The organism is Halomicrobium sp. IBSBa, from assembly GCF_017612575.1.
Taxonomy (GTDB): Archaea; Halobacteriota; Halobacteria; order Halobacteriales; family Haloarculaceae; genus Halomicrobium.
Genome location: NZ_JADPQC010000001.1, coordinates 257,744 through 281,188 on the forward strand (window position 1 = coordinate 257,744; position 23,445 = coordinate 281,188).

The 23,445-nt window shown below is 65.6% G+C and carries 29 protein-coding genes and 1 tRNA gene; 11 read left to right on the top strand and 19 right to left on the bottom strand.

The genetic code is table 11. From position 1 onward, the window contains the following. Positions 1-84 precede the first annotated feature (84 nt). The 3 genes from IL252_RS01415 to pfkB all read left to right on the top strand — a co-directional run bounded on the left by IL252_RS01415 (position 85) and on the right by pfkB (position 2,809). Positions 85-1,065: an isocitrate/isopropylmalate dehydrogenase family protein gene (locus tag IL252_RS01415; RefSeq protein WP_208626121.1), complete on the top strand. Its 981-nt coding sequence runs from the start codon at positions 85-87 to the stop codon at positions 1,063-1,065. Positions 1,066-1,139: 74 nt separating this feature from the next. Beyond that, positions 1,140-1,904, top strand: coding sequence for an HTH-type transcriptional regulator GlpR (gene glpR / locus IL252_RS01420; RefSeq protein WP_208626123.1), 765 nt, complete (start codon positions 1,140-1,142; stop codon positions 1,902-1,904). Further along, entirely contained in the window at positions 1,901-2,809 is a 909-nt protein-coding gene (gene pfkB, locus IL252_RS01425; RefSeq protein ID WP_208626124.1) for a 1-phosphofructokinase, read from the top strand. The genes glpR and pfkB overlap by 4 nt, the downstream gene beginning before the upstream one ends. Here pfkB and IL252_RS01430 read toward each other — a convergent pair. From IL252_RS01430 to IL252_RS01440, 3 genes are all read right to left on the bottom strand, one after another. Beyond that, positions 2,806-3,924 (bottom strand): PfkB family carbohydrate kinase, encoded by a 1,119-nt coding sequence (locus tag IL252_RS01430; protein ID WP_208626127.1) that lies wholly within the window; start codon positions 3,922-3,924, stop codon positions 2,806-2,808. The genes pfkB and IL252_RS01430 overlap by 4 nt on opposite strands. A 24-nt stretch (positions 3,925-3,948) precedes the next feature. Next, positions 3,949-4,731 carry a class I fructose-bisphosphate aldolase gene (locus IL252_RS01435; RefSeq protein ID WP_170094613.1) on the bottom strand — a complete coding sequence of 261 codons (783 nt, stop codon included), beginning with the start codon at positions 4,729-4,731 and terminating at the stop codon, positions 3,949-3,951. A gap of 126 nt (positions 4,732-4,857) precedes the next feature. After that, positions 4,858-5,304, bottom strand: coding sequence for a DUF5799 family protein (locus tag IL252_RS01440; protein ID WP_170094614.1), 447 nt, complete (start codon positions 5,302-5,304; stop codon positions 4,858-4,860). A gap of 122 nt (positions 5,305-5,426) precedes the next feature. On the opposite strand from IL252_RS01440, the gene IL252_RS01445 reads away from it, so the two are divergent. After that, on the top strand, positions 5,427-6,710 hold the full coding sequence (locus IL252_RS01445; protein ID WP_208626130.1) for an FIST signal transduction protein: 1,284 nt from the start codon (positions 5,427-5,429) through the stop codon (positions 6,708-6,710). 55 nt (positions 6,711-6,765) lie between these two features. Here the strand turns inward: IL252_RS01445 and IL252_RS01450 are convergent, their stop codons facing one another. From IL252_RS01450 to IL252_RS01460, 3 genes are all read right to left on the bottom strand, one after another. Further along, on the bottom strand, positions 6,766-7,164 hold the full coding sequence (locus IL252_RS01450) for an OsmC family protein (RefSeq protein ID WP_208626133.1): 399 nt from the start codon (positions 7,162-7,164) through the stop codon (positions 6,766-6,768). Positions 7,165-7,367: 203 nt separating this feature from the next. Continuing rightward, a complete protein-coding gene (locus tag IL252_RS01455; RefSeq protein ID WP_208626136.1) occupies positions 7,368-8,438 on the bottom strand; it encodes a methionine synthase in 1,071 nt (356 codons plus the stop codon). Beyond that, on the bottom strand, positions 8,435-9,430 hold the full coding sequence (locus IL252_RS01460; RefSeq protein ID WP_208626138.1) for a 5-methyltetrahydropteroyltriglutamate--homocysteine methyltransferase: 996 nt from the start codon (positions 9,428-9,430) through the stop codon (positions 8,435-8,437). Before IL252_RS01460 ends, IL252_RS01455 begins: the two co-directional genes overlap by 4 nt. 150 nt (positions 9,431-9,580) lie before the next feature. Between IL252_RS01460 and IL252_RS01465 the strand changes: the two genes are divergently transcribed. After that, a complete protein-coding gene (locus IL252_RS01465; protein ID WP_015763617.1) occupies positions 9,581-9,760 on the top strand; it encodes a hypothetical protein in 180 nt (59 codons plus the stop codon). A gap of 81 nt (positions 9,761-9,841) precedes the next feature. On the opposite strand, the gene IL252_RS01470 is transcribed toward IL252_RS01465, so the two are convergent. From IL252_RS01470 to IL252_RS01510, 9 genes are all read right to left on the bottom strand, one after another. Continuing rightward, complete coding sequence (locus tag IL252_RS01470; RefSeq protein ID WP_208626140.1) at positions 9,842-10,465, bottom strand: HemK2/MTQ2 family protein methyltransferase; 624 nt, start codon at positions 10,463-10,465, stop codon at positions 9,842-9,844. Between the two features lie 2 nt (positions 10,466-10,467). Beyond that, entirely contained in the window at positions 10,468-11,340 is an 873-nt protein-coding gene (locus IL252_RS01475; RefSeq protein WP_170094618.1) for a 16S ribosomal RNA methyltransferase A, read from the bottom strand. 50 nt (positions 11,341-11,390) lie between these two features. Further along, the gene (locus IL252_RS01480) at positions 11,391-11,963 is read right to left on the bottom strand and encodes a DUF655 domain-containing protein (protein WP_208626143.1); all 573 of its coding nucleotides are present in this window, start codon (positions 11,961-11,963) and stop codon (positions 11,391-11,393) included. 124 nt (positions 11,964-12,087) lie between these two features. Next, entirely contained in the window at positions 12,088-12,444 is a 357-nt protein-coding gene (locus IL252_RS01485) for an RNA polymerase Rpb4 family protein (protein WP_170094621.1), read from the bottom strand. 3 nt (positions 12,445-12,447) lie between these two features. Beyond that, on the bottom strand, positions 12,448-12,738 hold the full coding sequence (locus IL252_RS01490; protein ID WP_208626146.1) for a 50S ribosomal protein L21e: 291 nt from the start codon (positions 12,736-12,738) through the stop codon (positions 12,448-12,450). Positions 12,739-12,895: 157 nt separating this feature from the next. Further along, complete coding sequence (locus tag IL252_RS01495) at positions 12,896-13,162, bottom strand: elongation factor 1-beta (protein WP_170094622.1); 267 nt, start codon at positions 13,160-13,162, stop codon at positions 12,896-12,898. Positions 13,163-13,164: 2 nt separating this feature from the next. After that, positions 13,165-13,350 carry an HVO_2753 family zinc finger protein gene (locus IL252_RS01500; RefSeq protein WP_015763624.1) on the bottom strand — a complete coding sequence of 62 codons (186 nt, stop codon included), beginning with the start codon at positions 13,348-13,350 and terminating at the stop codon, positions 13,165-13,167. A gap of 90 nt (positions 13,351-13,440) precedes the next feature. Beyond that, a complete protein-coding gene (locus IL252_RS01505) occupies positions 13,441-14,031 on the bottom strand; it encodes a DUF2391 family protein (protein ID WP_208626148.1) in 591 nt (196 codons plus the stop codon). Next, positions 14,028-14,897 (bottom strand): 3-hydroxyacyl-CoA dehydrogenase family protein, encoded by an 870-nt coding sequence (locus IL252_RS01510; protein WP_208626151.1) that lies wholly within the window; start codon positions 14,895-14,897, stop codon positions 14,028-14,030. Before IL252_RS01510 ends, IL252_RS01505 begins: the two co-directional genes overlap by 4 nt. Positions 14,898-15,133: 236 nt before the next feature. Between IL252_RS01510 and IL252_RS01515 the strand changes: the two genes are divergently transcribed. Continuing rightward, on the top strand, positions 15,134-16,087 hold the full coding sequence (locus IL252_RS01515; RefSeq protein ID WP_015763627.1) for a transcription initiation factor IIB family protein: 954 nt from the start codon (positions 15,134-15,136) through the stop codon (positions 16,085-16,087). A gap of 130 nt (positions 16,088-16,217) precedes the next feature. On the opposite strand, the gene IL252_RS01520 is transcribed toward IL252_RS01515, so the two are convergent. Both IL252_RS01520 and IL252_RS01525 read right to left on the bottom strand, forming a co-directional pair. Further along, positions 16,218-16,949 carry a bacteriorhodopsin gene (locus tag IL252_RS01520; protein ID WP_208626153.1) on the bottom strand — a complete coding sequence of 244 codons (732 nt, stop codon included), beginning with the start codon at positions 16,947-16,949 and terminating at the stop codon, positions 16,218-16,220. Between the two features lie 2 nt (positions 16,950-16,951). Beyond that, the gene (locus IL252_RS01525; RefSeq protein WP_208626156.1) at positions 16,952-19,255 is read right to left on the bottom strand and encodes a methyl-accepting chemotaxis protein; all 2,304 of its coding nucleotides are present in this window, start codon (positions 19,253-19,255) and stop codon (positions 16,952-16,954) included. Positions 19,256-19,576: 321 nt separating this feature from the next. Between IL252_RS01525 and IL252_RS01530 the strand changes: the two genes are divergently transcribed. Beyond that, positions 19,577-20,287, top strand: a complete 711-nt coding sequence (locus tag IL252_RS01530) for an SDR family oxidoreductase (RefSeq protein WP_208626157.1) — start codon at positions 19,577-19,579, stop codon at positions 20,285-20,287. A gap of 51 nt (positions 20,288-20,338) precedes the next feature. Here IL252_RS01530 and IL252_RS01535 read toward each other — a convergent pair whose 3' ends face one another. Further along, positions 20,339-20,812 carry a redoxin domain-containing protein gene (locus IL252_RS01535; protein WP_208626160.1) on the bottom strand — a complete coding sequence of 158 codons (474 nt, stop codon included), beginning with the start codon at positions 20,810-20,812 and terminating at the stop codon, positions 20,339-20,341. Positions 20,813-20,933: 121 nt separating this feature from the next. On the opposite strand from IL252_RS01535, the gene IL252_RS01540 reads away from it, so the two are divergent. After that, on the top strand, positions 20,934-21,227 hold the full coding sequence (locus tag IL252_RS01540; protein ID WP_015763632.1) for a twin-arginine translocase TatA/TatE family subunit: 294 nt from the start codon (positions 20,934-20,936) through the stop codon (positions 21,225-21,227). A gap of 116 nt (positions 21,228-21,343) precedes the next feature. Continuing rightward, positions 21,344-21,417, top strand: a tRNA-Arg gene (locus IL252_RS01545). A 184-nt stretch (positions 21,418-21,601) separates the two neighbouring features. Here IL252_RS01545 and IL252_RS01550 read toward each other — a convergent pair. After that, positions 21,602-22,480: a halocyanin domain-containing protein gene (locus IL252_RS01550; RefSeq protein ID WP_208626162.1), complete on the bottom strand. Its 879-nt coding sequence runs from the start codon at positions 22,478-22,480 to the stop codon at positions 21,602-21,604. 239 nt (positions 22,481-22,719) lie between these two features. Here IL252_RS01550 and IL252_RS01555 point away from each other — a divergent pair, with 239 nt between their 5' ends. Next, entirely contained in the window at positions 22,720-23,079 is a 360-nt protein-coding gene (locus IL252_RS01555; protein WP_208626165.1) for a helix-turn-helix domain-containing protein, read from the top strand. After that, positions 23,076-23,375 (top strand): hypothetical protein, encoded by a 300-nt coding sequence (locus IL252_RS01560; RefSeq protein ID WP_170094633.1) that lies wholly within the window; start codon positions 23,076-23,078, stop codon positions 23,373-23,375. The genes IL252_RS01555 and IL252_RS01560 overlap by 4 nt, the downstream gene beginning before the upstream one ends. Positions 23,376-23,445: the final 70 nt, after the last annotated feature.

The window sequence follows — 23,445 nt, forward strand, 5'->3', positions numbered from 1 at the left end:
GGCGTTCATGTCCGTCGACCCCGCGTGCGAGGGCGGACGACCGGTATCGACACCCTCTTTTCGACGCCCGCGAGACGTACGCGCATGACTCACGAGATCGCAGTGATCCCCGGCGACGGGATCGGACAGGAGGTCACGCCCGCGGCCGTCGACGTACTGGACGCGCTCGACGTCGACTTCGAGTTCGTCGAGGGAGAGGCCGGCGACGCCGTGAAGGAAGCGACCGGCGAGGCACTGCCACAGGAGACCCGCGAGATCGCCGCCGACGCCGACGCGACGCTCTTCGGTGCGGCCGGCGAGACGGCTGCCGACGTAATCTTGCCACTCCGGCAGGTCGTCGACTCCTTCGCCAACGTCCGCCCGGCGGTCTCGTACCCCGGTCTGGACGCCGTACAGCCAGACACCGACCTCGTGTTCATCCGGGAGAACACGGAGGGCGTCTACAAGGGCATCGAGAGCGAGATCAGCGACGGCGTCACGACGTGTACGCGTGTGGTCACCGAGGACGCCTCCCGACAGATCGCCGACTTCGGCTTCGACTACGCCCGCCAGAACGACTACGACGACGTGACCATCGCCCACAAGGCAAACGTCATGCGCGAGACCGACGGCCTGTTCCTCGACACCGCCGAGGCTGTCGGAGCGGACCGCGGTGCGGACTACGACACCGCGCTGATGGACGCGCTGGCGATGCACCTGGTCATGCACCCCGAGGACTACGGCGTCGTGATCTGTCCGAACCTCGCCGGGGACATGCTGTCGGACCTCGCGGCCGGACTGGTCGGCGGTCTCGGCCTGCTCCCGAGCGCGAACGTCGGCGAGGACAACGCGCTGTTCGAACCGGTCCACGGCTCCGCGCCGGACATCGCGGGCGAGGGCGTCGCCAACCCCGCTGCGATGATCCTCTCGGCCGCGATGTTGCTCGATCATCTGGGCTACGAGGACGAGGGCGACCGCGTTCGGACGGCCGTCGAGGCGACGCTCGAAGAGGGGCCGAAGACGCCGGACCTCGGCGGCTCGGCCTCCACCGAGGCGGTCACCGAGGCCGTCGTCGACCGGCTCTAGATCACTCAGTTTCGAGCAAAAACGAACAGCAACGATAGAAAGTAGTAAGTCGCCCGGCCACGAACGCCGGTGTAATGCTGCCAGCCGAGCGCAAGCGGCGGATCGTCGAACTCGTCACGGAGCGTGACGGCTGTTCTGTCGCCCGACTCGCAACCGAACTCGACTTCTCGAAGGCGACGATCCGGCGCGACCTACAGGAACTCGAAGACGACGGCCGGATCGAGCGATCACACGGCGGTGCCGTCCCGGCGTCGTCCGTCGGACAGGAGCGTCCGTACGGCCAGCGCGAAGTCGACCGACTGGACGCCAAACAGGCCATCGCCGCCCGCGCCGTCGACCTGTTGCAGGACGCGCAGGTGGTGTCGTTCGACGCCGGGACGACGACGATGGCCGTCGCCCGCGCGCTGCCGAGCGAGGCCGGCGTCGAGGCGGTGACGAACATGCCCGATCTGGCGACGACCCTGCTGGACAAAAGCATCGAGGTGACGGTGACCGGGGGGACGTTGCGCCGCCGGACCCGGGCGCTGGTCGGTCCGACCGCCCAGCAGTTCCTCGACGACCACCACGTCGACCTGCTGTTCGTCGGGACGAACAGCCTCGACGCCACGACCGGGCTGACGACCCCCAACGAGGCCGAGGCCGCGGTCAAGTCCCGGTTCGTCGAGCAGGCCAGCCGCGTCGTCCTCGTCGCCGACAGCTCGAAGTTCGACGAGCAGTCGTTCGTCACCGTCGCCGACCTCGATGCGGTCGACACGCTGGTGACCGACCGCACACCGGACGGTGCGCTGGCCGACGCCCTCGACGAGGCCGGCGTGACCGTCCTGGAGGCAGATACGTGATCCTCACTGTCACCTACAACCCCGCCGTCGACCAGACGGTCACCTTCGACGAGCCACTGGCCAGCGAGACGGTCAACAGAGCGACCGACGCGCAGTTCGACGCCGGAGGCAAGGGGATCAACGTCTCGCAGTTCCTGGCCGCCATGGACACCGCCACCGTCGCCACCGGGCTCCTGGGTGGCTTTACGGGGACCTTCCTCACGGAGCAACTCGAAGCGGCCGACATTCCCGCGGAGTTCGTCACTGTCGACGAGCCGACGCGGCTCAACACGACCGCACTGGCTGGCGGAACCGAGTACAAACTCAACCAGGCGGGTCCCGCCGTCGACGCGAGCGCCGTCGACGACCTCGTCGACCGCATCGCCGACCACGAGCCCGCTCGCGTGCTCGTCGGTGGCAGTCTCCCGCCGGGACTAGAGAGCGACGCCATCGACCGCATCGCGTCGTCCGGGCCGTGGCGGACGGCCGTCGACGTCGAAGGCGAGACGCTGCGGGCGCTGTCGGCCGACTACGCTCTGTGCAAGCCCAACCGCGAGGAGTTGGCCGCAGCCACCGAGACGGCCGTCGAGACCGTCGAGAAGTGTGTGGCGGCCGCCAGCGCACTCAGAGAGCAGGGCTTCGAGCGCGTCGTCGCGTCGCTGGGAGCCGACGGAGCCGTCCTCGTCGGTCCCGACGGGGCCGTCCACGCCGAACCGCTGGCCGTCGACGTCGTGGACACGGTCGGTGCCGGCGACGCGCTGCTGTCGGGCGTGCTGGCGTCGCTCGAACGCGGAGAGCGTGACGAACTCGCGCTGGCGACGGGAGTTGCAGTTGCGTCGCGCGTAGTCGCACAGGCGGGGACCGGCGTTCCGGATCTCGACGGCGTCTTCGAGGATCGGGCCGCCGTCGAGACGCGACGGCTCTAGAACTTCGATTCGTACTCGTCGACGAACGCACGGACCGTCTCGAACGTCGGCGGTTCGCCGCTGCGCACGAACGCACCGGCGACGGCGTTGCCGACGACGACGGCACCGGCCGGATCGACACCGGTGACCAGTGCCAGCGCGAGGCCGGCGTTGAAGTGGTCGCCGGCACTCGTGGTCAGTTCCGGGTCGTCGACGGAGGGGACGGCCACGTCCGTGGTCCCGTCGGCCCCGGCGACCAGCGACCGGTCGACGCCGTGTGAAACGAACAGGCTGGCGTCGAAGGTCTCGCGGAGCGTGCGAGCCTTCGCTGCGAGCGATTGCTCGCTGCCGTCGCCGTAGGTCTCTGCGAGGAGCTGGGTCTCTGCGCGGTTGGCCGAGACGACGACGCGCGTCTGGGCCGCGAGGCGACCGATGGCCCCCGTCCCACCGTCGAGGCGCTCGGCGTCGAGCTTCCGCACGTCGCCGGGATCGACGAGCACCGTCTCGGGCGGCTCCTCGATGTCGTCCCAGAGCCCGGCGATCCCGTCGAGTACGTCCGGCAGATCGGGCGTCTCCGCCCAGTAGCCGGTGCCAAGCAGGGCCGCGCCGTCGAGTCGGTCACGGAGGCGTTCTCGATCGAACTGGTCCGTGAGAAACGACCAGTCCAGGTCCATCGTCGTCCCGTTCTCGATGAGCATGAGCTTGCCGTCGTCGAACTCGACGGCGTCCGTGTAGCCCGGTTGGCCCAGCGAGTGGAGCTCGCAGTCGGCGAACTCCTCGGCGAATGCGTCACGCACCGGCTGGCCGTACATCCCGATCATCACCGGATCGAAGCCCCAACTGCCGAAGGCCCGAGCGAGGTGACTCGTGTGCCCGCCGGTCCGGGTCCCTCGCTGGAGCCACTCGAAGGAGAGGGAGCTGTCGGCCGCGACGGAGTCGTGGACGCGATCGCCAAAGCCCGCCAGCGTGTCCAGTCGGTCGTAGTCGTCGGGATCGTGGCGATCTGCGACGACCTCGCGGACGCGATCGACGTACCCGTCGAAGCCGAAGACGACTCGCTCGCTCGGGACCGTCTCCGGGAGCTGTGCCCGTGCAACGGCGACGGCGGCCTCGGTCTCGTCGTCGAACGAACTCATAGTTGTACTCACTCTTCCCGTCCCTTAGAGTACGTCGTCTGCACTCGCACCCTCGAAGACGACCCGTTCGAGTTTGTCGAGAATGTCGTACGGGTCCGCGCGTTGCCAGACGTTGCGGCCGACCGCGAGCCCGGAGACACCGGCGTCGAGACAGCCCTCGACGAGTTCGAGGAACTCGCGGTCGGAGGTCTTCGAACCGCCAGAGAGGAGGACGCCGGTGTCGCCGGCCGCGTCGACGGCGTGGGCCATAGCCTCCGGACTGCGTGGATACTTGACCTTCACGAAGTCACCGCCGAGTTCGAGGCCGATGCGGGCGGCGTAGGCGATCACGTCCCGACTCCGGTGCTCCTTGATCGCCTGTCCGCGCGGGTACGACCACATCGCGATCGGGAGGTCGTGGTCGCGCGCCCGCTCCTGGACCGGCCGGAAGTCCTCGAACATCCGCGGCTCGTCGTTGACTCCGGGGTAGACGGTGTATCCGACGGCGTCGGCACCCAGTTCGGCGGCGTAATCCACCGACCAGTTCTGCGGTGCGTACGGTTCACCCATCCAGAGGTCCGAACCGCCGTTGAGCTTCGCCAGCAGATTCACCTCGTCGTCGTAGCTGGGATAGTACGTCTCCGTCAGTCCCTTGCCGACGGCCAGAGCGGTGACGGCGTCGTGAGTCGCCATCTCGAAGACCTCGGTCGGATCGAGACGCTCCTCGACGCCGTCGAACTGTTTTGGCCCGTGTTCGAGCCCGTGATCGTGTGCGAGGACGATCGTCTTGCCGTTGCGGACGAGCGGCGAGTCGTCGCTGACGTGCATGCACGCTCGTACGAAAAACGATCACAAAGCGTTTTCGAATATGATCGTTTCGTATCGTTTCCGATCGTCCTCGGCCAGAGCGTCGCCACTGTCGGGAGTCACGGTCACGAAACGTCGCTCCGCGCGCTACGCGGCGCGGTCGCAGACCATACTCCAGCGCCCGTTCGTCTCTAGCTTCTCCTGGAGCAGTTCCGCGTACTCGGCCGCGAGCTCCTCGGCTTCCTCGATGCGGTCGTCGCCGCCACCGCCCCCACCGAGTCCCAGTGCGTCCTTGACGCCGCCCAGGAGCCCGCCGCCGGTGTCGCCGCTCGAATCACCCCCGCCACCGCCGCCGCCCATCGGCCCCTGCTTGGCGATCCGATCGAGTTCGGGCATGATCGTCGAGAGGTTCGACGTGTCGGCCACGATCTCCGCCGTCTCCGGATCTTCGGCTCCGTGGATCTCGAATTCGAGTGCCGTCATCACGAGGTTCCACTGCTGGTTCGAGAACGACGAGGCCTCGACGCGGTCGTTGAACTCGGTGTCGACCTTCATTCGCTCTGCGGCGATCGCGTTCGTCCAGTCGCTACTCATACACAGCCGTTCGCGAGCCGGGCGTATGAGCGTTTCCCGCCGGCGTCGTCTCGTCGTTTACCACTGTGGCGTCTCCGCCAACTCCGTGACGCATAAGTCGTTCTTTCAGTTAGACAGAGTACATGGACACACAGGTCGGTACAGGGCAAGCAACGGGAGAGAGCGGTGACGCCGCCGGCATGGCGGCAGTACGTGAGGCCCTCGACAACATCGAGGCTGACAGCCCGGACTTCTGCCAAGTCTTCTGTTCGCCAGTCTACGACTACGATGCAGTCCTCTGGGGCATTCGAAGCATCGTCGGTTCGGACACCGAAATCATCGGCTGCTCGTCTTCGGGAGAGTTCACTGAAGCCGGCTCGAAGGCAGAGACTGTGACAGTTGGCATCGTCGCTTCCGATTCGATGGAGTTCTTCACCACGCTCTCGACGGGGCTGGGTGCCGATCATAAGCGCTGCCTGTTCGACGCGGTACACGATCTTCCGGAACCGGACGATCCAGAGATCGACCAGTACCCACACCGTGCGGTAATCAACCTCCACGACGGCATCGTCAGCATCGGAGACGAGATTACGAAGCTTACCGAACAGTATCTCGACGACGACCAGATTCCGATTGTTGGCGGCTCTGCTGGAGACGACCTTCGACTGGAGGAGACACACGTATTCTGTAACGGACAGGTCGAATCAGACGCCGTCGCGCTCGCGCTACTGGCCTCTGAAGATCCATTCGCGGTAACGGTCAACCACGGCCACGAACCGATCTCGGAACCGATGACCGTCACCCAGGCCGAAGGGAGCACGGTCCACAAACTCGACGGACGGCCGGCTTTCGAGGCCTGGCGGGATGCGATTCGGACAGACGCGAAAGAGTCGTACGGGATCGACGTCGACGACTTGGAGGCCGATTCCGAGGAGTTTCTGATGTTACTCGGCCGCTACGAGCTGGGTATCGAGTCAGAACCTGACGCAGACGCCCAGAGTATCGCGTCTCGGATCAGAGATTTCGTCGCGTCCGCGTTCATCTCGACGGAGGGATACAACATCCGGTGGCCGGGACAAACCACAGATACCGACGGCTCGCTCGGATTTACCGTAGACATTGCCGAAGGAACTGAGTTGCGTGTCACACACAGCAGCAAACCCGATCAAGTCTCGGCCGTCGAAACAGCCGCATCGAATGCCGTCGACGAACTCGGCGGCGATGCCGTCGCTGGCGGGTTCGTCTACGACTGTGCGTGTCGGGCGATGATTCTGGGCGACGACTTTGACGACGTAGTCGACGCGATCAGCCGTTCGATCGATGCACCGTTCGCTGGCTTCGAAACATACGGCGAAGTCTGCTCGGCAGACGAGGACTACACGGGCTATCACAACACCTCTGCAGTTGTGTTCTTGTTCCCAGAGTAACCAGCAGCTGCCGTCGTGCTATTGCCCACACATCAAAAAATAGTCTCCTCGGGGCTTAGAACGCGTCGTCGTGCAGCGTGATCTCGGCGTGGAGTTCGTCCTGAAGCGCCGAGTGAACGTGACAGATCTCCTCGCCGAGTTCGACGATCTCCTCGACGTCGTCGCCGAGGTCGGCCTCGACCTCGATCTCGAACGCGACCGCTTCGAGATCGTCGTCGTCGTCGAGGTCAGCAGCGACTTCGGCCTCGACAGCGCCGAGATCGTCGTAGCTGGTCTGGTCTGCGGCGACGCGCAGCGCCGGGATGTAACACGAGATGTAGTCCGCCGCCAGCACCTGGTTCGGAGACGGACCGTCCTCGCTCAGCGCGTCGACGACCAGTTCCCACTCGTCGTCGATGACGTTCGTGACCGTGTACCCTTCCTCACACGTACTGCTGACTTCGATATCTGCCATAGCACTCGTGGGGTCGGACGGCTCCGCCGTAAACGTTGTCGATCCGTAATACTGAGGGTTACACGAGCGAGGGAGAAAGCACCTCACAAAAACGAGGACCGCTCCTCACTTCGTTCGTCGCGCCGCTCGGCTTTTGGAGACCCGCCTATCGGCGCGTCTCCCTGCTCGCGTGAACGAGAGCCCTCGCTCCGCTCGGCCTCTCGCTAGTCGTCCGCGCTCGCCGTCTGCCCACCGACCACGTCGATCTCGCCGGCGTCGAGTTCCTGTTCGATCTCGCGGGCGGCCTGGACCATGTTCTCCATCTTGCCGTAGGCGACCTCGCGGGGCAGGAGCTTGATCCCGCAGTCCGGGGAGACCGTCAGCTGCTCGGGCGGGACGACCTCCAGCCCTTTCTTGATGTTGTCCTTGATCTCCTCGACGGACTCGACCTCGGCGACGTGGGCGTCGACGACGCCCATCGCGAAGTCCTTCGTGAACTCGTCCGCTTTGAACACGTCGAGTTGCTCGTAGTCGCCGTTGGCGAGTTCGAGGTCGTACTCGTGGACGGGGTACTCCAGCATCTCGGGGTAGATCCGCGAGTAGTCGCCGTAACAGACGTGCAGGCCGAGGCGCACGTCTTCGGGGATCCCGTCGGCGATGCGTTCGAGACACTCGCCGACGATGGCGTGGTCGTCCTCGTACTGGGCGAGAGCCGGCTCGTCGATCTGGACGTACTTACAGCCGGCGTCGACGAGGCGCTCGATCTCCTCGTTGACGAGGTCTGCCAGGGCGTAGGCGGCCTCCTCGGTCGTCTCGTAGGCCTCGTTGAAGGCCCAGCGAGCGAGCGTGTAGGGACCGGTGATCGGGACCTTGACCGGGCGGTCCGACACGGACGACGTGAACTTGTACTCGTCGACGAGCCACTCCTCGTCGTACTCGACTTCGTCGGCGATCGAGGGCTTGTCGAAGTAGTTGTGGCCCCACACCTTCACGCGGCCGTTGAACTCGTAGCCGTCGATCAGCTCGGCGAAGTACTCGACCATCTCGTTGCGGCGCATCTCGCCGTCGACGACGGTGTCGAGCCCGGATCGCTCGTGTTCTCGCGTGATGAGTCGAGCGGCGTCGTCTTTCGCCTCTTCCCAGTTGTGCTCGTCGAAGTCGGCGTCGGGATCTTTGAACAGCTCGCGGGCGCGGTCGTGCCACTTGGGCTTGGGGTAGGAGCCGACGACGCTGGTCAGCAGGAAGTGGTCGTTGTCGTGGTCCTCGGGTCGGAACTGCTCGCGGGGACCGGTCATGCTTCCACCTCCTCGATCGCGGCGGCGTCAGCCAGTGCCTCGATCTTGGCCTCGAACTTGTTCTGCGGGAGGTAGAACAGTTCGGTGTTGGCCGTCGCGTAGACGGTGTCGTAGTCGCCGTCGGTCTGCTCGACGAACCACTCGACGCGCTCGCGGATCGTCTCCGGGGTCTCGACGAACGTGTTCTGTCCGTCGACCAGCCCGAGCGCCACGTCGTCTTTGGTGCCGTACTCCTGGACGTTGTAGACGTTCTGCTCGTGGTCGGCGATCAGGTCGAAGCCGATGGCGTCCACGTCGGCGTCCATGAGGTGGGCGTACACCTTCTCGTCGAGAGCGCCCCAGTAGGTGTGAGCGACCACGTCGGCGTCGACGGCCGAGGCGACGGTGTCGATTGCCTCGCTGGCGCGCTCGTCGACACCCTCACCGGGCGCGTTCTCGACGAGAGACGGCTCCAGCAGGAACAGCGTCTCGACGTCGGGGAACTGGTCGGCCTCGGCGGCGAGGAAGTCCGCGACGGCGTCGAGGAACGCTGCCTCGTCGCCGTAGTGCTCGTCGGTCGCGAGGTCCGCGAGCGAGTACGGACCCGGCAGGACCGCCTGGAGACCGGCGTCGACGTGCTCGGCCGCAGCGTCGAGTTCGCCGGCCACGTCGCCGGAGGCTTCGAGGTCGCCGGTGACGACCGGCTCCCTGTAGAAGTTGTTGTTGTTGTAGTAGCGAACGATCCCGCGGGTCTCGACGTTGTCGGCGACCGCCAGCGGGTGGGCGATCATGTCGTCCCATCGCAGCTGGCCCTCCGTGACGCGGTCGAGGCCGGCGTCGGTCTGGACGCCGACGACCTCCTCGCGAGCGCGGTCGTAGGCGTCGACGATCTCCGGCCCCTCCTCACCGCTGACGAGGTCGGACTTCTGGTGGCCTTTCAATCGAGACAGTTCGTCTTTCGCCCAGTCCGGGAGCGGGAACAGACCGGGTGTCGTGGCGACTACCTGTGTCATTACGGCTAGGTTGGAAATGACGGGCTTTAATATTTCCTATATCAGAAAATGCTCCATGGTTATTGGTCGGCGGTCCGACGACTGGGCGTCACTGGCCGATAGTGGTGCGTGCTACCGCACCTATATCTGTGCGACGTTCGAAGCTACAGTATGGCACACAGCCCCGAAAACGTCGTCGAGTTCGTCTGCTCGAACTGCCAGGTGACACACGCCGGCACGCCGGTTCACCGCTCGGCGGGCGATCACCAGTTCGAACCACCGGAGGCCTGTGGTGCCTGCGGAGCGACGGCGTTCGTCCCGACCAGCGAGTGGATTCACCACCACGAGTGACGCCGCCCGGTCGTCTCACGCGAGCGTCGACCCGGCGTCTGCCCGCCCCGTAGAGCGGCCCATCTCACAGTACACAGCCGATCACGGGAGCGGGCTCTCGTCTCGGGACTCGAACCGGATCACGACCAGTCGCTCGTAGGGGTGGGCTTCGTCGGCGACGATCTCGCCCGCCAGCCCCCGCTCGTGAGCGTAGCGCTGTACGTCGCCGATCCCGGTGAGGCTGCTGATCAGCAGGAAGACACGCCCGCCGGGAGCCAGCACGCGCTCGACCGCTTCGAGGAAGGGGTCGACGAGCCTGCGGCCGTCTTCCCCGCCCGAGAGCGCGTGTTCCATCCAGTCGTCCCACTCCTTGTCTGGCTCGGTGGGCAGATAGGGCGGATTGAACGTGACGAGATCGAAGGCGTCGTCGCGGAACGGATCGAGTAGGTCGGCACGGACGGCCGGGACACCGCGAGCCGCTGCCTCGCGACAGGCGTCCGGGTTCAGATCGGACGCGACCACGTCGACGCCCGCCTCGGCCAGCATCTCGGCGACGTAGCCCGAGCCCGTTCCCACGTCGAGCCCGCGGTCGCCGGGCGTGGCGTGTGACCTGGCCGTCCGCGCCAGCAGGTCGGAGTCTTCTGCCGGCTGGTACACCGTCTCCGTGTCGCGCTGTGTGGCGAGTGAGGGGCGGCCGTCGTCGTCCGTCGGAGGCTGGTCGGGCATCGCTAGTACTCTCCGGGTCGGCCGGTCTCGTAGGCGAGCGTCGCCAGCGCTGCGAACGTCGCGGGGGATAACTCTCCCGCGCGCTTGCTCATCAGCGACTCGTCTGCGGCGTCGACGACGGCGTCGGGATCGCCGAGGTCGGTGATGTGGGCCGTGTTCCGGACGGCGTTTCGCATCGTCTTGCGACGCTGTGTGAACACGCCCTTGAGGAAGTCCATGAAGAAGTCGTCGTCCGGGACGGTGTAGTCGGGTTCGCGCGGCCGGAGCCGGACGACGGCACTGTCGACGCGGGGCTGTGGGTCGAACGCCGTCGGCGGTACCGTCTCGACGATCTCGACGTCGGCGTAGTGGCCCGCCGTCACCGAGAGCCGCCCGTAGTCGTCGCTTCCGGGGTCGGCTGCCATCCGTTCGGCGAACTCCTGCTGGAACATCAGGACGAGGGGCTTGCCACGCGGGAGCAGCCGGAACGCGATCTCGCTGGAGGCCCCGTAGGGGAGATTCGAGACGCTCGCGGAGAACTCGGGCAGGTCCACGTCGAGGGCGTCACCCTCGACGATCGTCAGGCGATCGGCGTCGATGGCGTCGGCGAACTCCTCGCGCAGGTGGGCCGCGAAGTCGGGATCGCGCTCGATCGCGGTCACCCGATCAGCGACCGCGAGCAGTCGATCCGTCAGCGCGCCGGGGCCGGCACCGACCTCCAGTACGTGGGATCGGTCCATCTGGTCGGCGTAGCCCGGAATCCGGTCCAGAACTCGATCGTCGACCAGGAAGTGCTGGTCCTGTCGGGTGTCCGCTCGCTTGCCCGCACGGGCGACGAGCGCGTCCGGATCGCGAGCGCCGTCGGCCCCCTGGGAGGGCGATCCGTCGGTAGTCATCGCTCGCGAATAGCGGGCAGACCCGTAAAACGCTGTCACTTCCGGGCCGACTATGACTGGTCTTCGCGGCGCACGAACCTGCTGTACTTCAGGTCGTCCTCGGATAGCTCTTCGAGGATCCGTTCGACCAGGACCTCCTTGGGGTTGTGGAGGCCGCTGACTCGTTCTTCGAGTTCCTCGAAGCTCTCGAAGGGCTTGCGCTTGCGCTCGTCCAGAATGGAGTTGCGCAGCTTCTTGCCGATTCCGGGCAGCAAGTTCAGCTGGTGGAGCCGGAGGGTGATCGGTTGGGCCTCGTTGTAGAAGTCGACGAACCGATCTGCCTCTGCCTCGACGAGGTCCTCGACGGCGTAGTCGAGCTCGGACTGGGCACCGCTCGGGAGATCGTCGTACTCGACGACGCTGACCCGGTCGAAGTCGGTGCTGTGAACGTCGATGCGGTCGCCGAAGGTCACGTCCGTCTCCGCTCCGACCACGATCTCGTAGAGCCGGAAGTCTTCGGTCCCCATCGCGTACGCGAGCGGCTGCTTTTGATACTGTGGCCGGTCGTCATCGGACTTGCCGTGTGGCAGGAAGTCCAAGACGACGGCCGGTTCGCCGTCGTCACCGCTCTCGGTATCGCTCATGCCAGTCGATAGGTCTAGCGCCCACTTAATGGCGTGGGTCGGCGAGGCCGGTGACAATCGCCACGCGGCCGACCGATCTATAGATAAGCAAGGCGAGTGCCGCGGGGCTCGACCCCGAGGCGGTTCACGCGTACTGTTTGACGACGTTGAGAATCTCGTCGAGTTCGTCGCCCGACAGCGAGTACCGCTCCTGTGCGAACACGGAGCGCAGCTCGTCGCGATCCAGCGGTCGGAGGTTCGCGATCTTGTAGGCGGTCGCCTCGTCGACCTTCTCCAGGTCCCGTAGCTGGTCGACGAACTCGTCGGCCTCGTCGGGATCGAGCATCGCAAAGCGGTTGACGTGCTCGATCGCACGAGCGAGCTCGTAACGCATCTCTCGATCCTCGTCCATCGAGCGCTCGGCTTCGATGTCTTCGAGGATCTCCTTCGTTTCGGCGATCGTGAGGTACTCCTCGTCGACCTTCTCTTTGAAGATCGTCATACCTTACTCCTGTCGGCGGAGGTGTGCGGGCGTGACGATGATCGTCTTGTCCTTGCCGCTGTCGTTGATCTCGACCTTGTAGGCTTCGCCCTGCTGTCCGAGGACGACGCCGGTCGAACCGTCGAAGCGCGGGTGGAAGCGACCGTCGTTGACCGACGGGTCGATCTTGAGGTGGACGGTGTCGCCCTCCTCGTACTGCTCGACGGCGCGCTGGGGCGGCGAGGTGCCGCGCTCGCGAGGCTTGTTCTTCAGCTTGTTCCGCGTTCCTTTGAGGGGTCCATCCGAACTGGGCATTCGTGCGGAGGGGTAATCCGGTCGTCCTAATAAAACGTGCGTTCCCGTCTCGCCAGTTCGACCGCGACTGTACGCCCGGCAGGACGAGACTGCACCGTGAGTCGGCGGCGAGCGTCGCGACTCGGCGCGTCGAACCGCAGTGAGGAAGTCGCTCGGTCTATATCCGGCCGACGTTCTCGACGGAGACCGACTCCACGTCGTCGACGTTACTGAAGGCTTCCTCGACGGCTTCCGTGCCACCGCTGTCGTCGGGGACGATCACCGTCGGGAACAGGGCGACGAGCCCGAAGGCCACGTCGTCGCGCTCGACGCCGTTGATCTTCGCGCCTTCGGGGAGTGCGCCTTCCAGACGCTCCTGGAGCGCGTCCAGGTCGACATCCGGGCTGTTCGGCATGACCTTGATCTTGGCGGCGACTTTCCCCATCGTTAGGGCCCCCGGAAGCCACAGTCGGGACACTCGTAGAGGTTGCTCTGCTTGCGGCAGGTCCCACAGCGGTAGATCTGCTGACCGCAGTCTGGGCACTTGAACGCGGCCGCGTTCGTGCCGGCGATGTTGATGCCACACGAGACGCACTTCTGTGTGCGTTTTTGCTGAGTTTCGCTCTCGCTCATACACGCTGGTATCCGGCCACGACTTTTAACGATTGTCAAACGCGCCGGAGTGGACGGCGGTTTCTCGAACGGACGCGATAGCCCGCCGGACTAGCTCCCCGGCAGGATGTCACCCAGCGCGGCACCGATCGCCATCGGGAAGAAGGCCACGACGCAGACACAGAAGTCCAGCCACGGATCCGCCCAGTCGACGACGCCCCAGACGCTCAACAGTGTGACTGCCGTCACGAACGACGAGCCGAGGACGCCCACGAGTCGCCGCGGGACGAGACCGAAGAACGCGTAGGCGACCCGCACGTCCTGAATGTCGGCCACGTAGAGGATCCCGACGACCACTGCGACCGTCGCGAGCAGCGTCAGGGCCAGGAACGGCGGGCGAGCGGCGATGAACCGACCGGAGTCGACCGTCCCGCCCTCGACGGCCATCGGAATGCCAAAGAGCAGCGCGCCCAGCACCGACTCCGCGAGGTCCGCACGGTCGAATCCCCAGACGACCCGGCCGAACACCGGCCCGTCGTCGTCGACCTCGCTCGCCGTCTGCATCGCCTCGCGGACGCGGGCTCGTTCTTCTGGAGAGTCGACGAGGTCCTCAAGCTCCGAGAGGTCGTCGAACAGGTCGCTCATGTCGGCGTCGTCCTGCTCGACCGGCGAGTCCCCTCGCCGCCGCTCGGATCGGCTCATCGCTCACCGGGCTCTGCCGACCGGGCTTCGACGGTCGGGTTCGGCTGGGCGGGTCCGACTCGCTCGCCCTGTTCCCACTCGTAGAACCCGGTGCCGGTCTGGCGGCCCAGTTCGCCCGATTCGACTTTCTCGAAGAGCAGGTCCGGCGGATCGAACCGAGCGCCGAGGTCAAGCGCCAGTGACTCCAGTGCCGACAGGACCGTATCGAGGCCCAGTCGGTCGGCCAGTCCGAGCGGACCGATCGGGTGATCGCGACCCAGTTCGAGCGCGCGGTCGATGGCCGGAACGCTCGCGACGCCGTCCTCGACCATCCTGACGGCCTCCGCGATGGTCGCCAGGTCCAGTCGAGTCGTCGCGAATCCCGGCGTGTCCCGGACCACGATCGGCGTGGCGTCGAGCGACTCGACGAGCGACACCGCGCGGTCCCGTGTGTCTGCCGTCGTCTGCTCGGCGACGACGAGTTCGACCAGCTGGCTCTCTGCCGGATCGATCACGTGGATGCCGACCGCGCGGTCGGGCCGACGGAGACCAGCCGCGACGGCCGTAATTCGGTCGTACGTGTCTCCGACGACGAGCAGCGTCTCCGGCCCAATCTGTGCCTCGATGTCGGCGAGCAGGTCCCGGCGAGCGTCGATCTCGCGTCCGGTGACGTCGAAGACAACGTCGGCACCGCCGACGGCCGCTTCCAGTCCGGTCGTGCCGTCGATCGCGTCACTGTCACCGCGAGCGCGACGCTGAACCGCGTCGACGCTGTCCATCACGGCGTTGGCGTCGTCCCCGTAGAGGCGAACCGACGCCTCCGCCCGGAGACACCACGCCGCGAGGGCGTGACTGGTGGTCGAGGTCCCGAGTACGGCAACGTCCATGCGTGACATCGGGTCGCCACACCGGATAAGCCTTTACTGGAACTCACCGCTCGTTGCGGACCTCGCCGTGGGAATCACCCCCGATCGATGGATTCACACCAGGGACGCTGAAACGAGATCCGTGCAAAGAGGGGCTGAGCTGTCACATTCCGTCGAGTAAGCCAGTGTTACTATCGGCACTGGTCGCCACCAGCCAAACGTTTATATGTCTGAATTGTTTCTCCATAAAAGGACACATGGAGCGCCCCACCCGCCAGCGCGAGCACGACGGGACGCAGGAGCAGGAAACGGAAGAATCCGAGCAGACCTGTCCTGAGTGTGACTCGACGGCAATATCGACGGACGGGAGCGGCGAACTCATCTGCGAAGACTGCGGACTTGTCATCGAAGATGAGAACATCGACCGCGGCCCGGAATGGCGCGCGTTCAACCATTCTGAACGGCAGAGCAAGTCCCGCGTCGGGGCACCGACGACCCAGACGATGCACGACAAGGGGCTGACGACGACGATCGACTGGAAGGACAAGGACGCGTACGGCCGGTCCATCTCGTCGAAGAAGCGATCCCAGATGCACCGGCTGCGAAAGTGGCAAGAGCGAATTCGGACGAAGGACGCGGGGGAGCGCAACCTCCAGTTCGCCCTCTCGGAGATCGATCGGATGGCGTCGGCGCTGGGCGTCCCGCGCTCGGTGCGGGAAGTCGCGTCGGTGATCTACCGGCGCGCGCTGGACGAGGACCTCATCCGCGGCCGCTCCATCGAGGGCGTCGCGACCTCCTGTCTGTACGCCGCCTGCCGACAGGAGGGCATCCCACGGAGCCTCGAAGAGGTCTCGGACGTCTCTCGGGTCGAGCAAAAGGAGATCGGGCGCACGTATCGCTACGTCGCCCAGGAACTCAAGCTCAAGATGGAGCCCGTCGACCCCAAACAGTACGTCCCGCGCTTCGCCAGCGAACTCGAACTGAGCGAGGAGGTCCAGTCGAAGGCCAACGAGATCATCGACGTGACCGCCGAGCAGGGCCTGCTGTCGGGCAAGTCCCCCACGGGCTACGCCGCGGCGGCGATCTACGCCGCGTCGCTGCTGTGCAACGAGAAGAAGACCCAGCGAGAGGTCGCCGACGTTGCCCAGGTGACCGAAGTGACGATCCGGAACCGCTATCAGGAACAGATCGAAGCGATGGGGATCCACTGAGACGGATCACTGGCCACGAGAACGGCCGGCAGTACGAAACGGGATCACGTCGCCCCCGTCACGCTCGGGACGCGTTTTCACGATACTTTTTGCTGACGTTCGACCGAAGCGCAGCCAGTGACCGAGCGTCTCAGTCAGACGGCTGTGCGTCGTGGTCCGGAGCCATCGCCGCGTCCTCGTCCTCGAACACCTGCGTCCCGAGTTCTTCGACGATCGCCTCGCCACTGAGCGCGAGCAGGCCGAAGCCGACCTTCGTCACCACGTCGAGGTAGGCGACGACCAGCGCCGTCGTTTCGAGGTCCATCAGCCCGAGTCCGGACTGTCCGACGATCCAGATGACCGGATAGACGCCCCAGAGCACGACGACGAAGTTACGGAGCGTCTCGTAGACCCCGAATCCGACCTCCGAGAGCGTGTCGACGGCAGCGTCCGTAATCGCGCCGTACAGCAGGTAGCCGACGCCAGCGAAGGCGGCCGCGCCCAGCGCGAACAGCCCCCAGGCGAACAGGCCGCCCGACAGCGCGCCCGCGAACCCGAAGACGATCGTCAGGACCTGCAGGCCGACGAGCTTCCCGATCGTCTCGCGGTCGGCACCCGCGAACAGCCCCAGGAACAGGACGTTCAGGGGCGTCGTCAGCAGCCAGTCGACGTAGCGGGGAATCCAGACGGTGTGCGTTCCCGTGTCGAAGCCGCCGATGCCGAGTGCCATGATCGCGTAGGCGAAGATCGCGATGCCGGGAATCGAGACCAGCACCGCGTACCGCGTGCGTCTCTCGGCCGGGACGAGCCTGAAGCCGTAGGCGAGAATCGCCGTCCCAGCGAGCATACCGATCGTACCGAGTGTGAACCAGAGTTCTATCATCGTTAGTCGTCGTCAGTGGCCGCAGTCGTCTGCTGGCCGGGACTCTCGGCAGACTGCACCGAGAACCGGTCGAGCGCCTGTTCGAGTTCGTCTGCACGCTGTCTGAGTTCCGTCGCGGAGTCAGACACCTCGCCGATGGAGTGTGCCTGGTCCTCGGCCGCACCGGCGACCGTGTCCGCCTCCGTCGCGGTCTCCTGGCTGATCTCGGTCAGCGTGTCGATCATCTCCAGCAGTTCCGTCGCCGTCTCTGCCTGCTCTTCGGTCGCCCGGTCGATCTCCTGGATACCGGCGTCGACTTCCTCGGTGTACTCGACGATGGTCTCCAGGGCGTTGACGGCCTCTTCGACGGTCTCGACGCCGTCGGTGATCCGCTGGCTGGTCGACTCCATCGTCTCGACGGTGTCGCCGGCCTGTGACTGGATGCGTTCGATGCGTTCCTCGATGTCCCCGGCGGCCTCTTTGGTCTCTTCCGCGAGGCCCTTGATCTCGTCGGCGACGACGGCGAAGCCCGCGCCCTCCGCGTCGGCGTGGGCCGCCTCGATCGAGGCGTTGAGCGCGAGCATGTTGGTCTGCTCGACGATCTGGGTGATCACCGAGACGATCTCGCCGATCTCGTCGAGGTCCTCGTCGAGTGCGTTGATCTCGGCGACGGTCTCCTCGGTCTCGGCTTCGATGCTGTTCATCTCATCGATGGCCTCCTGGGCCGCTCTACGGCCGTCTTCGCCGACCTCGGCGGCCGACTGGGACGTGTCGGCCACCTGCTGGGCCGACGCCGCCATCTCCTCGGAGGCCGCAGAGAGATTCTCCATCTCCGAGGCCGCGTTCTGGAGCCGCTCGCTCTGTTCGTTCGTGCCGTCGAAGATCTCCTGGATCGACTCGCTGACCTGCTGGCTGGCCCGGTCGACCCGCTGGGCGTTCGTCCCCACGTCGTCGCTCGCCTGCAACACGTTGCTCGCGAAGGACTTCATCTCGGCGATGGTCGTAGAGAGATCCGCCAACATCGCGTTGATCTCCTCGCCGACCTCGCTCATCGCGTCGTTCATGCTCTCGGTGTCGACGCGGACGGTGAGGTCGCCGTCGGCCGCCGAGGACAGTGCGTCGCTGTACTCGGTGGCCTTCAGTTCGAGGTGGCCCGTCAGCGCCTCCATCTCGGCCTGCTCTTCCTCGGCGTCCTCGCGGGCCTGCTCGGCGTCGCTCTTGGCTTGCTCGGCCTCCTGGCGGGCCTGCTCGGCGTCTGAGATCGTCTCTCGGAGGTTCGTCCGCATGTCGTCGAGCGACTGGTACAGCGAGCCGATCTCGTCGGTCCGGGCGGTGGTCAGGTCCACGTCGAGATCGCCGGCACCCATCTCCTCGGCCCTGTTGGAGAGTCGGCGAAGCGAGACGATCGTACCGCTCCCGATCGTGACGCCGACGAGTCCGAGGTTGATCACCGCGAACAGCACGATCCCGATCAGGTCGGAGTTGATCTGGGAGCTCAGTGCGTAGGCCTCGCTCCGGTCCGAGTGGACCATCACCGTCCAGTCGGCCGTTTCGAGCGTCGTCATGCCCATCAGCGTGTCGCCCATCGCCATGAATCCGGATTCACCCGACGCCGGCATCGTCATGCTGCCGTCGTGTGCCGTGTTGATCTTGCTACTGTTGGGGTGGGCGATGTACTGACCCTCGTCGTTGACCACGGCAGTGTAGGACCCGTCACGCTGGTCGGAGAACGCCTCCGTCCGCTCCTTCAGATCGGTCATGAAGACGATCGCGTGATCGCTGTCGCCCTCGACCGGCGAGAGGATGGCGATGATCGGATGGTCGACGATCGAGACCTGGAACGGATCGGTCACGTGCGTGTCGTCCGGCCCCTCGAAGTTCGGGGGGTCGGTCGCGAACGGTGCTCCCTGCTCGCTCGCGTCGACGCCGACGAAGTCCTCGTTCGAACTGGCCTCGATCTCCATCGTCGTCGTGTCGACGTAGTGGACTGCGACGACGTCGGCCGGGAGCCTGTCGTTGTCCTGTAAGGTGTTCAACTGCGCCTGTACCTCGCTGGTCGACCCAGACTCGAAGACCGACAGCGCGGAGGTCATCCGGACGCTCTGTCGAGCCGACCCGAGCCACGCGTCGATCTGGTCGGCCTGAGTCGCCGAGGTCGCACGCAGGTCGGACTCGACTTCGGACTCCAGTTCGTCTGAAGCCTGAACGCTCACCACGGCACCGACGGCGATGACGACGACCACCGCCAGCGCCAGCGCGAGTCCGAGGCGCAGTGCGTAACTGTCCCCGATAAACTCAGGAAGGAGAGATGATGTCTCAGAACTCATCGTTTCGACGCTGGGCGTTCACGGATTAATAGATTCGCGCGCAGTTTTCAGCGGTGATAAACGGATGCTGAAACGCGAGCGTTCGCCGGGGTGTCATCTCCGTCGAGGGCCGATCCGTCGCCGTCAGAACCCACAGAACTGTGTTCGCCCGTCGATTCGCGACGTGTCGGCTGTGCCAGACACGCCACCGAGTCGTCGGACACGTCGCCTCGCCGTTCGTACCACCTGCACTTCGTGTCCCAGCCCGCGTCAGCGGCGAAACGAGCGCCGCCGTCGGTATCCAGACTGGGTTTTATCCGCTGTCGGCCCGAGCTATCTCCTATGTCAGTCGACTTTGATTTCGACGGCAGCGTCGTACTGGTGACCGGCGTCGGCGGTGCTCTCGGTGGTGCCGTCGCTCGTGCGTTCGACGACGCCGGTGCGACGGTCTGTGGTGCCGACATCGTCGCTCCGGAGAGCGAGGACTTCCTGCTCGACGAGACGGCGGCAATCGACTACTACCAGGGCGATTTCACCGACGAGGACGACGTGGCCGACATCGTGGCCAGCGTGGTCGAAGAGCACGGCCGTCTCGACGCCCTCTGTAACATCGCCGGGACGTGGCGCGGCGGCGATCCGATCCACGAGACCGACGCCGACACGTTCGACTTCCTGTTCGACGTGAACCTCAAGACGATGTTTCTGGCGTCGAAACACGCCCTCCCGCACCTCCGGGAGAGTGAGGGTGCCGTCGTCTCGGTCTCGGCGCGCTCCTCGCTGGAGGGTGGCGCGGGCGACGGGATCTACCGTGCGACCAAGGCCGGCGTGCGACTCCTGACCGAGACGATCGCCGCAGAAAACGAGGGAGTCGTCCGGGCCAACGCGGTCATGCCGAGTGTCATCGACACGCCGATGAACCGCGAGATGATGCCCGACGCCGACTTCGAGACGTGGGTCGATCCGGACGATATCGCGACGATGATGCTGTTCCTCTGCTCCGAGGGAGCCACCGTCACCAGCGGCGCTGCGGTCCCGGTGTACGGCGAAGCCTGACGCACTCGGTAGCCCCGGCCTACCGAACGCAGCGAGCCAGTCGCCCGCTCCTCAGATAGCGTCGACGGCGTCGAGCACTTCGTCGTACGCCGGCTCGACGCCGGGATCGTCGCTCACCCAGGCGTACTGGACGACACCGTCGCCGTCGATGACGAAGACAGAGCGTTTGGCGACGCCGTCGACGCCCAGTTCGTCGAAGTCCATCGAGAGGCCCCACTCGTCGACGATCTCGCGGTTCGAGTCGCTGAGCAGGTCGAACTCCAGACCGAGCTTGTCGCGGAACTCGTTCTGTGAGAACGGCGTGTCGATGCTGACGCCGTACACGCTCGCGCCGGCCTCGCTGAAGTCGTCGAGGCGATCCTGGAACGTGTTCATCTCGTGGGTGCAGACGCCGGTGAACGCACCGGGGAAGAAAGCGAGGACGATCGGTGCCTCGTTGAGGCGGTCTGCGAGCGTGAACGACTCGATGTCACCATTCGCCAGCGGTGCCGTAAACGACGGCGCTTCGTCACCAGTAGAGACCATCACTGACCCGTAGCGGGTACCAGATCAAGTCGTTTGCGTTCCAGAACCTCCCGAGCGATACGGTTCGTCGATCAGGGTGAGCAAAAAGCCTATATTAGACCTCACGCTAAGTCCTGCTACAATGGTAGCAACCCTACTGCAGATCGGTTTACCGGGGACCCAGGAGATGATGATCATTCTCCTGATCGCGGTCCTGCTGTTCGGTGCAAACAAGATCCCGAAGCTCGCTCGCTCGACGGGTGAGGCGATGGGCGAGTTCCAGAAAGGCCGCGAGGAAGTCGAGCAGGAACTCGAAGAGATCCGCGAGGGGCCAGGCGAGAGTCAGGGCGCGACCGAGGAGCCCGACTCCGAGTTCGTCGAGACGACCGCCGACGACACCGCTTCGGAGACTGCCTCCGAGACAGCCACCGAGTAACGCCCGCGACGGTCCCGACAGGTTCCCAATCCCTTCTCCATCCATCCACCGTTTAGCGCCTGCCCTCCACGGCGGAACAGCAGCGTTTTTGAGGGCTCTCACACACCGACTGATAGGGGCGTGTGGCCTAGTGGACGAGGGCGAGGGGTTCCTAACCCCTCGATCGCGGGTTCGAATCCCGCCACGCCCGTGCAGCGACCGCAGGGAGCGAACCGGAACGGGATTCGAATCAGGGAGGTCGCGCGCAGCGAAGCGAGCACGTCCGACCGTGGTTCGAATCCCGCCACGCCCGTGCAGGGAGGAGTGTAGCGACGACCGACCGGAAAACGGTTCTCGCTGTCACGGCGGGCGCGACAGATACGACGAGAACGTGGTTACTCCTCGACGACGATACCGCCGCGCTGGCCGAGTCCCTCGTGGGGGCGGCAGGCGTACAGGTAGACGCCTGGTTCGTCGAGGGTCACTTCGAAGTGGCGGCCGCTCTCGCTGTAGATGTCCGACTTCTCGATGTCGCCCTGGAATCCGATGTTGTGTGCGCCACCGTCGCCGGTCCACTCGAACGCGACGGTGGTTCCGGTCGAACACTTGAGTGCGAGCGGATCGAACCCGAAGTTGCCGCCGTTGCCGGGGCTGCCGACGGTCACGGAGACCGCGTCCGAGCCCGTGCGGTCGGCGAGGCTCCCGTCCCAGCCGTCGACGTCGACGAGCCAGTGGTCGAGATCGGGATAGCCACTCTCCGGTGGCTTCCGGACCCGGATCACGCCTTTCAGGCCGTCTTCGCGCCGGGGTTCGGAGACGTAGGGGTACACGCCGGTCGTCTCGAAGTGGTGAGAGTAGGTCTCGTTTGGCCGGTCGGTGGCGTCGCCGCTGTCGAAACTGCCGTCGACCGCGACGACGTTGTGTGGGCCGCCGTGGTCGAGCCACCGCCACACCACCGTCGTGCCGGGCGTGACGGTGACCGCGGGCGGGTCGAAGGCGTAGCCGTCGCCCTCGATCGGGTGTCCGACCAGAATCTCGACCAGGTCGTCGTAGCCGACGTTTCGGGAGCCCCCGTCGTAGCCGTTGGCGTCGGCGAGCCACGCGTCGAGGTCGTCGACCGGGGCGTCGGTCGACGAGGGTGTCGCTGTCGTCGTCGGCGGACTAGTCGTCGCGGGTGAACCGGACCGAGCGGAGCCGAGACGGGCGGCGAGTGCCGGGATCGACGCGAACGATACGCCCTGGAGGAGCTGTCGTCTGGAGAGGGACCGTCGCATAGCGAGTGAGGCTACCGGGGGCTCGCCCCTAAAGGGGATCTCCGGTTTGCAGAATCTGGAAAGCATGACTTTTCCCTTTACATTGTGGGGATGATACTACGGTGGGCACGCCGCACGCGGTTCCCGGCCGTCCGACTCGGACCGCTACCATTCCCAAGCCTCCACCCGACTGGCAGACAGTCCTGTTCCGTCTGGTCCGGTCGGACGCGACCGCGGCGGCCACGCGCCCACAGAGACGCATGACTGACGAGGTGCCGTCCGAACAGGCCCTGTTCGATGCACTGGCCGATCCCGACTGCCGGACGATCGTCGCCGCGCTCGACGACCCGATGACGGCCAAGGGGGTCGCCGACGAGTGTGATCTCTCGCGGACGAGTGCCTACCGGAAACTGGAGACGCTGAGCGACGCAGCGCTGGTCGCCGAGCGAACGAAGGTCCGGGACGACGGCCACCACACGACGCAGTTCGTCAGGGACTTCAGGGGCGTGTTCGTGGCCTTCGACGGCGACGAATCGTTCGACGTGGACGTCGTCGACCACGAGGAGACACCGGACGAGCGCCTCGCGCGCTTCTGGTCACAGATCAGTGAGGAACTATGAACACGGAGATACCGCTCGTCGTCATCGTCTTCAAGACGGGCACGCTGGCGCTCGGTGCGTTGATCACGTATTTGGCCGCGAAAGCGGGGTACAGGACCGGCGCGTCCGGACTGCTGTACCTCGCGGCCGGATTCGGCGTCGTCACGCTCGGCTCGCTGCTGGCCGGCATCGCCGATCAGTTGATCGCCGATCCGTCGGTGGCACTGGTCGTCGAGAGCGCGTTGACCTTCGTCGGCTTCGGGATCATCGCGTACTCGCTGTACGTCACGAGAAGTAGTGGGACCGACCGCGTTTGAGACGCGTCGATCCGTGAGCGGTGTCGCCACCCGCTGGCGGCGAGACGACTGTCGCGAGGCTGAAGTCGGC

Coding starts and splice junctions, on each gene's coding strand:
- IL252_RS01540 (WP_015763632.1), top strand. CDS start 20,934: ATGGTAGCAACCCTACTGCAGATCGGTTTACCGGGGACCCAGGAGATG.
- IL252_RS01500 (WP_015763624.1), bottom strand. CDS start 13,350: ATGAGCGAGAGCGAAACTCAGCAAAAACGCACACAGAAGTGCGTCTCG.
- IL252_RS01535 (WP_208626160.1), bottom strand. CDS start 20,812: ATGGTCTCTACTGGTGACGAAGCGCCGTCGTTTACGGCACCGCTGGCG.
- IL252_RS01450 (WP_208626133.1), bottom strand. CDS start 7,164: ATGGCAGATATCGAAGTCAGCAGTACGTGTGAGGAAGGGTACACGGTC.
- IL252_RS01485 (WP_170094621.1), bottom strand. CDS start 12,444: ATGACGATCTTCAAAGAGAAGGTCGACGAGGAGTACCTCACGATCGCC.
- IL252_RS01435 (WP_170094613.1), bottom strand. CDS start 4,731: ATGCACGTCAGCGACGACTCGCCGCTCGTCCGCAACGGCAAGACGATC.
- IL252_RS01505 (WP_208626148.1), bottom strand. CDS start 14,031: ATGAGCCGATCCGAGCGGCGGCGAGGGGACTCGCCGGTCGAGCAGGAC.
- IL252_RS01520 (WP_208626153.1), bottom strand. CDS start 16,949: ATGATAGAACTCTGGTTCACACTCGGTACGATCGGTATGCTCGCTGGG.
- IL252_RS01465 (WP_015763617.1), top strand. CDS start 9,581: ATGGCACACAGCCCCGAAAACGTCGTCGAGTTCGTCTGCTCGAACTGC.
- IL252_RS01525 (WP_208626156.1), bottom strand. CDS start 19,255: ATGAGTTCTGAGACATCATCTCTCCTTCCTGAGTTTATCGGGGACAGT.
- glpR (WP_208626123.1), top strand. CDS start 1,140: ATGCTGCCAGCCGAGCGCAAGCGGCGGATCGTCGAACTCGTCACGGAG.
- IL252_RS01455 (WP_208626136.1), bottom strand. CDS start 8,438: ATGACCGGTCCCCGCGAGCAGTTCCGACCCGAGGACCACGACAACGAC.
- IL252_RS01475 (WP_170094618.1), bottom strand. CDS start 11,340: ATGACTACCGACGGATCGCCCTCCCAGGGGGCCGACGGCGCTCGCGAT.
- IL252_RS01495 (WP_170094622.1), bottom strand. CDS start 13,162: ATGGGGAAAGTCGCCGCCAAGATCAAGGTCATGCCGAACAGCCCGGAT.
- IL252_RS01445 (WP_208626130.1), top strand. CDS start 5,427: ATGGACACACAGGTCGGTACAGGGCAAGCAACGGGAGAGAGCGGTGAC.
- IL252_RS01440 (WP_170094614.1), bottom strand. CDS start 5,304: ATGAGTAGCGACTGGACGAACGCGATCGCCGCAGAGCGAATGAAGGTC.
- IL252_RS01470 (WP_208626140.1), bottom strand. CDS start 10,465: ATGCCCGACCAGCCTCCGACGGACGACGACGGCCGCCCCTCACTCGCC.
- IL252_RS01460 (WP_208626138.1), bottom strand. CDS start 9,430: ATGACACAGGTAGTCGCCACGACACCCGGTCTGTTCCCGCTCCCGGAC.
- IL252_RS01560 (WP_170094633.1), top strand. CDS start 23,076: ATGAACACGGAGATACCGCTCGTCGTCATCGTCTTCAAGACGGGCACG.
- IL252_RS01550 (WP_208626162.1), bottom strand. CDS start 22,480: ATGCGACGGTCCCTCTCCAGACGACAGCTCCTCCAGGGCGTATCGTTC.
- IL252_RS01430 (WP_208626127.1), bottom strand. CDS start 3,924: ATGAGTTCGTTCGACGACGAGACCGAGGCCGCCGTCGCCGTTGCACGG.
- IL252_RS01555 (WP_208626165.1), top strand. CDS start 22,720: ATGACTGACGAGGTGCCGTCCGAACAGGCCCTGTTCGATGCACTGGCC.
- IL252_RS01480 (WP_208626143.1), bottom strand. CDS start 11,963: ATGAGCGATACCGAGAGCGGTGACGACGGCGAACCGGCCGTCGTCTTG.
- IL252_RS01490 (WP_208626146.1), bottom strand. CDS start 12,738: ATGCCCAGTTCGGATGGACCCCTCAAAGGAACGCGGAACAAGCTGAAG.
- IL252_RS01510 (WP_208626151.1), bottom strand. CDS start 14,897: ATGGACGTTGCCGTACTCGGGACCTCGACCACCAGTCACGCCCTCGCG.
- IL252_RS01530 (WP_208626157.1), top strand. CDS start 19,577: ATGTCAGTCGACTTTGATTTCGACGGCAGCGTCGTACTGGTGACCGGC.
- IL252_RS01415 (WP_208626121.1), top strand. CDS start 85: ATGACTCACGAGATCGCAGTGATCCCCGGCGACGGGATCGGACAGGAG.
- IL252_RS01515 (WP_015763627.1), top strand. CDS start 15,134: ATGGAGCGCCCCACCCGCCAGCGCGAGCACGACGGGACGCAGGAGCAG.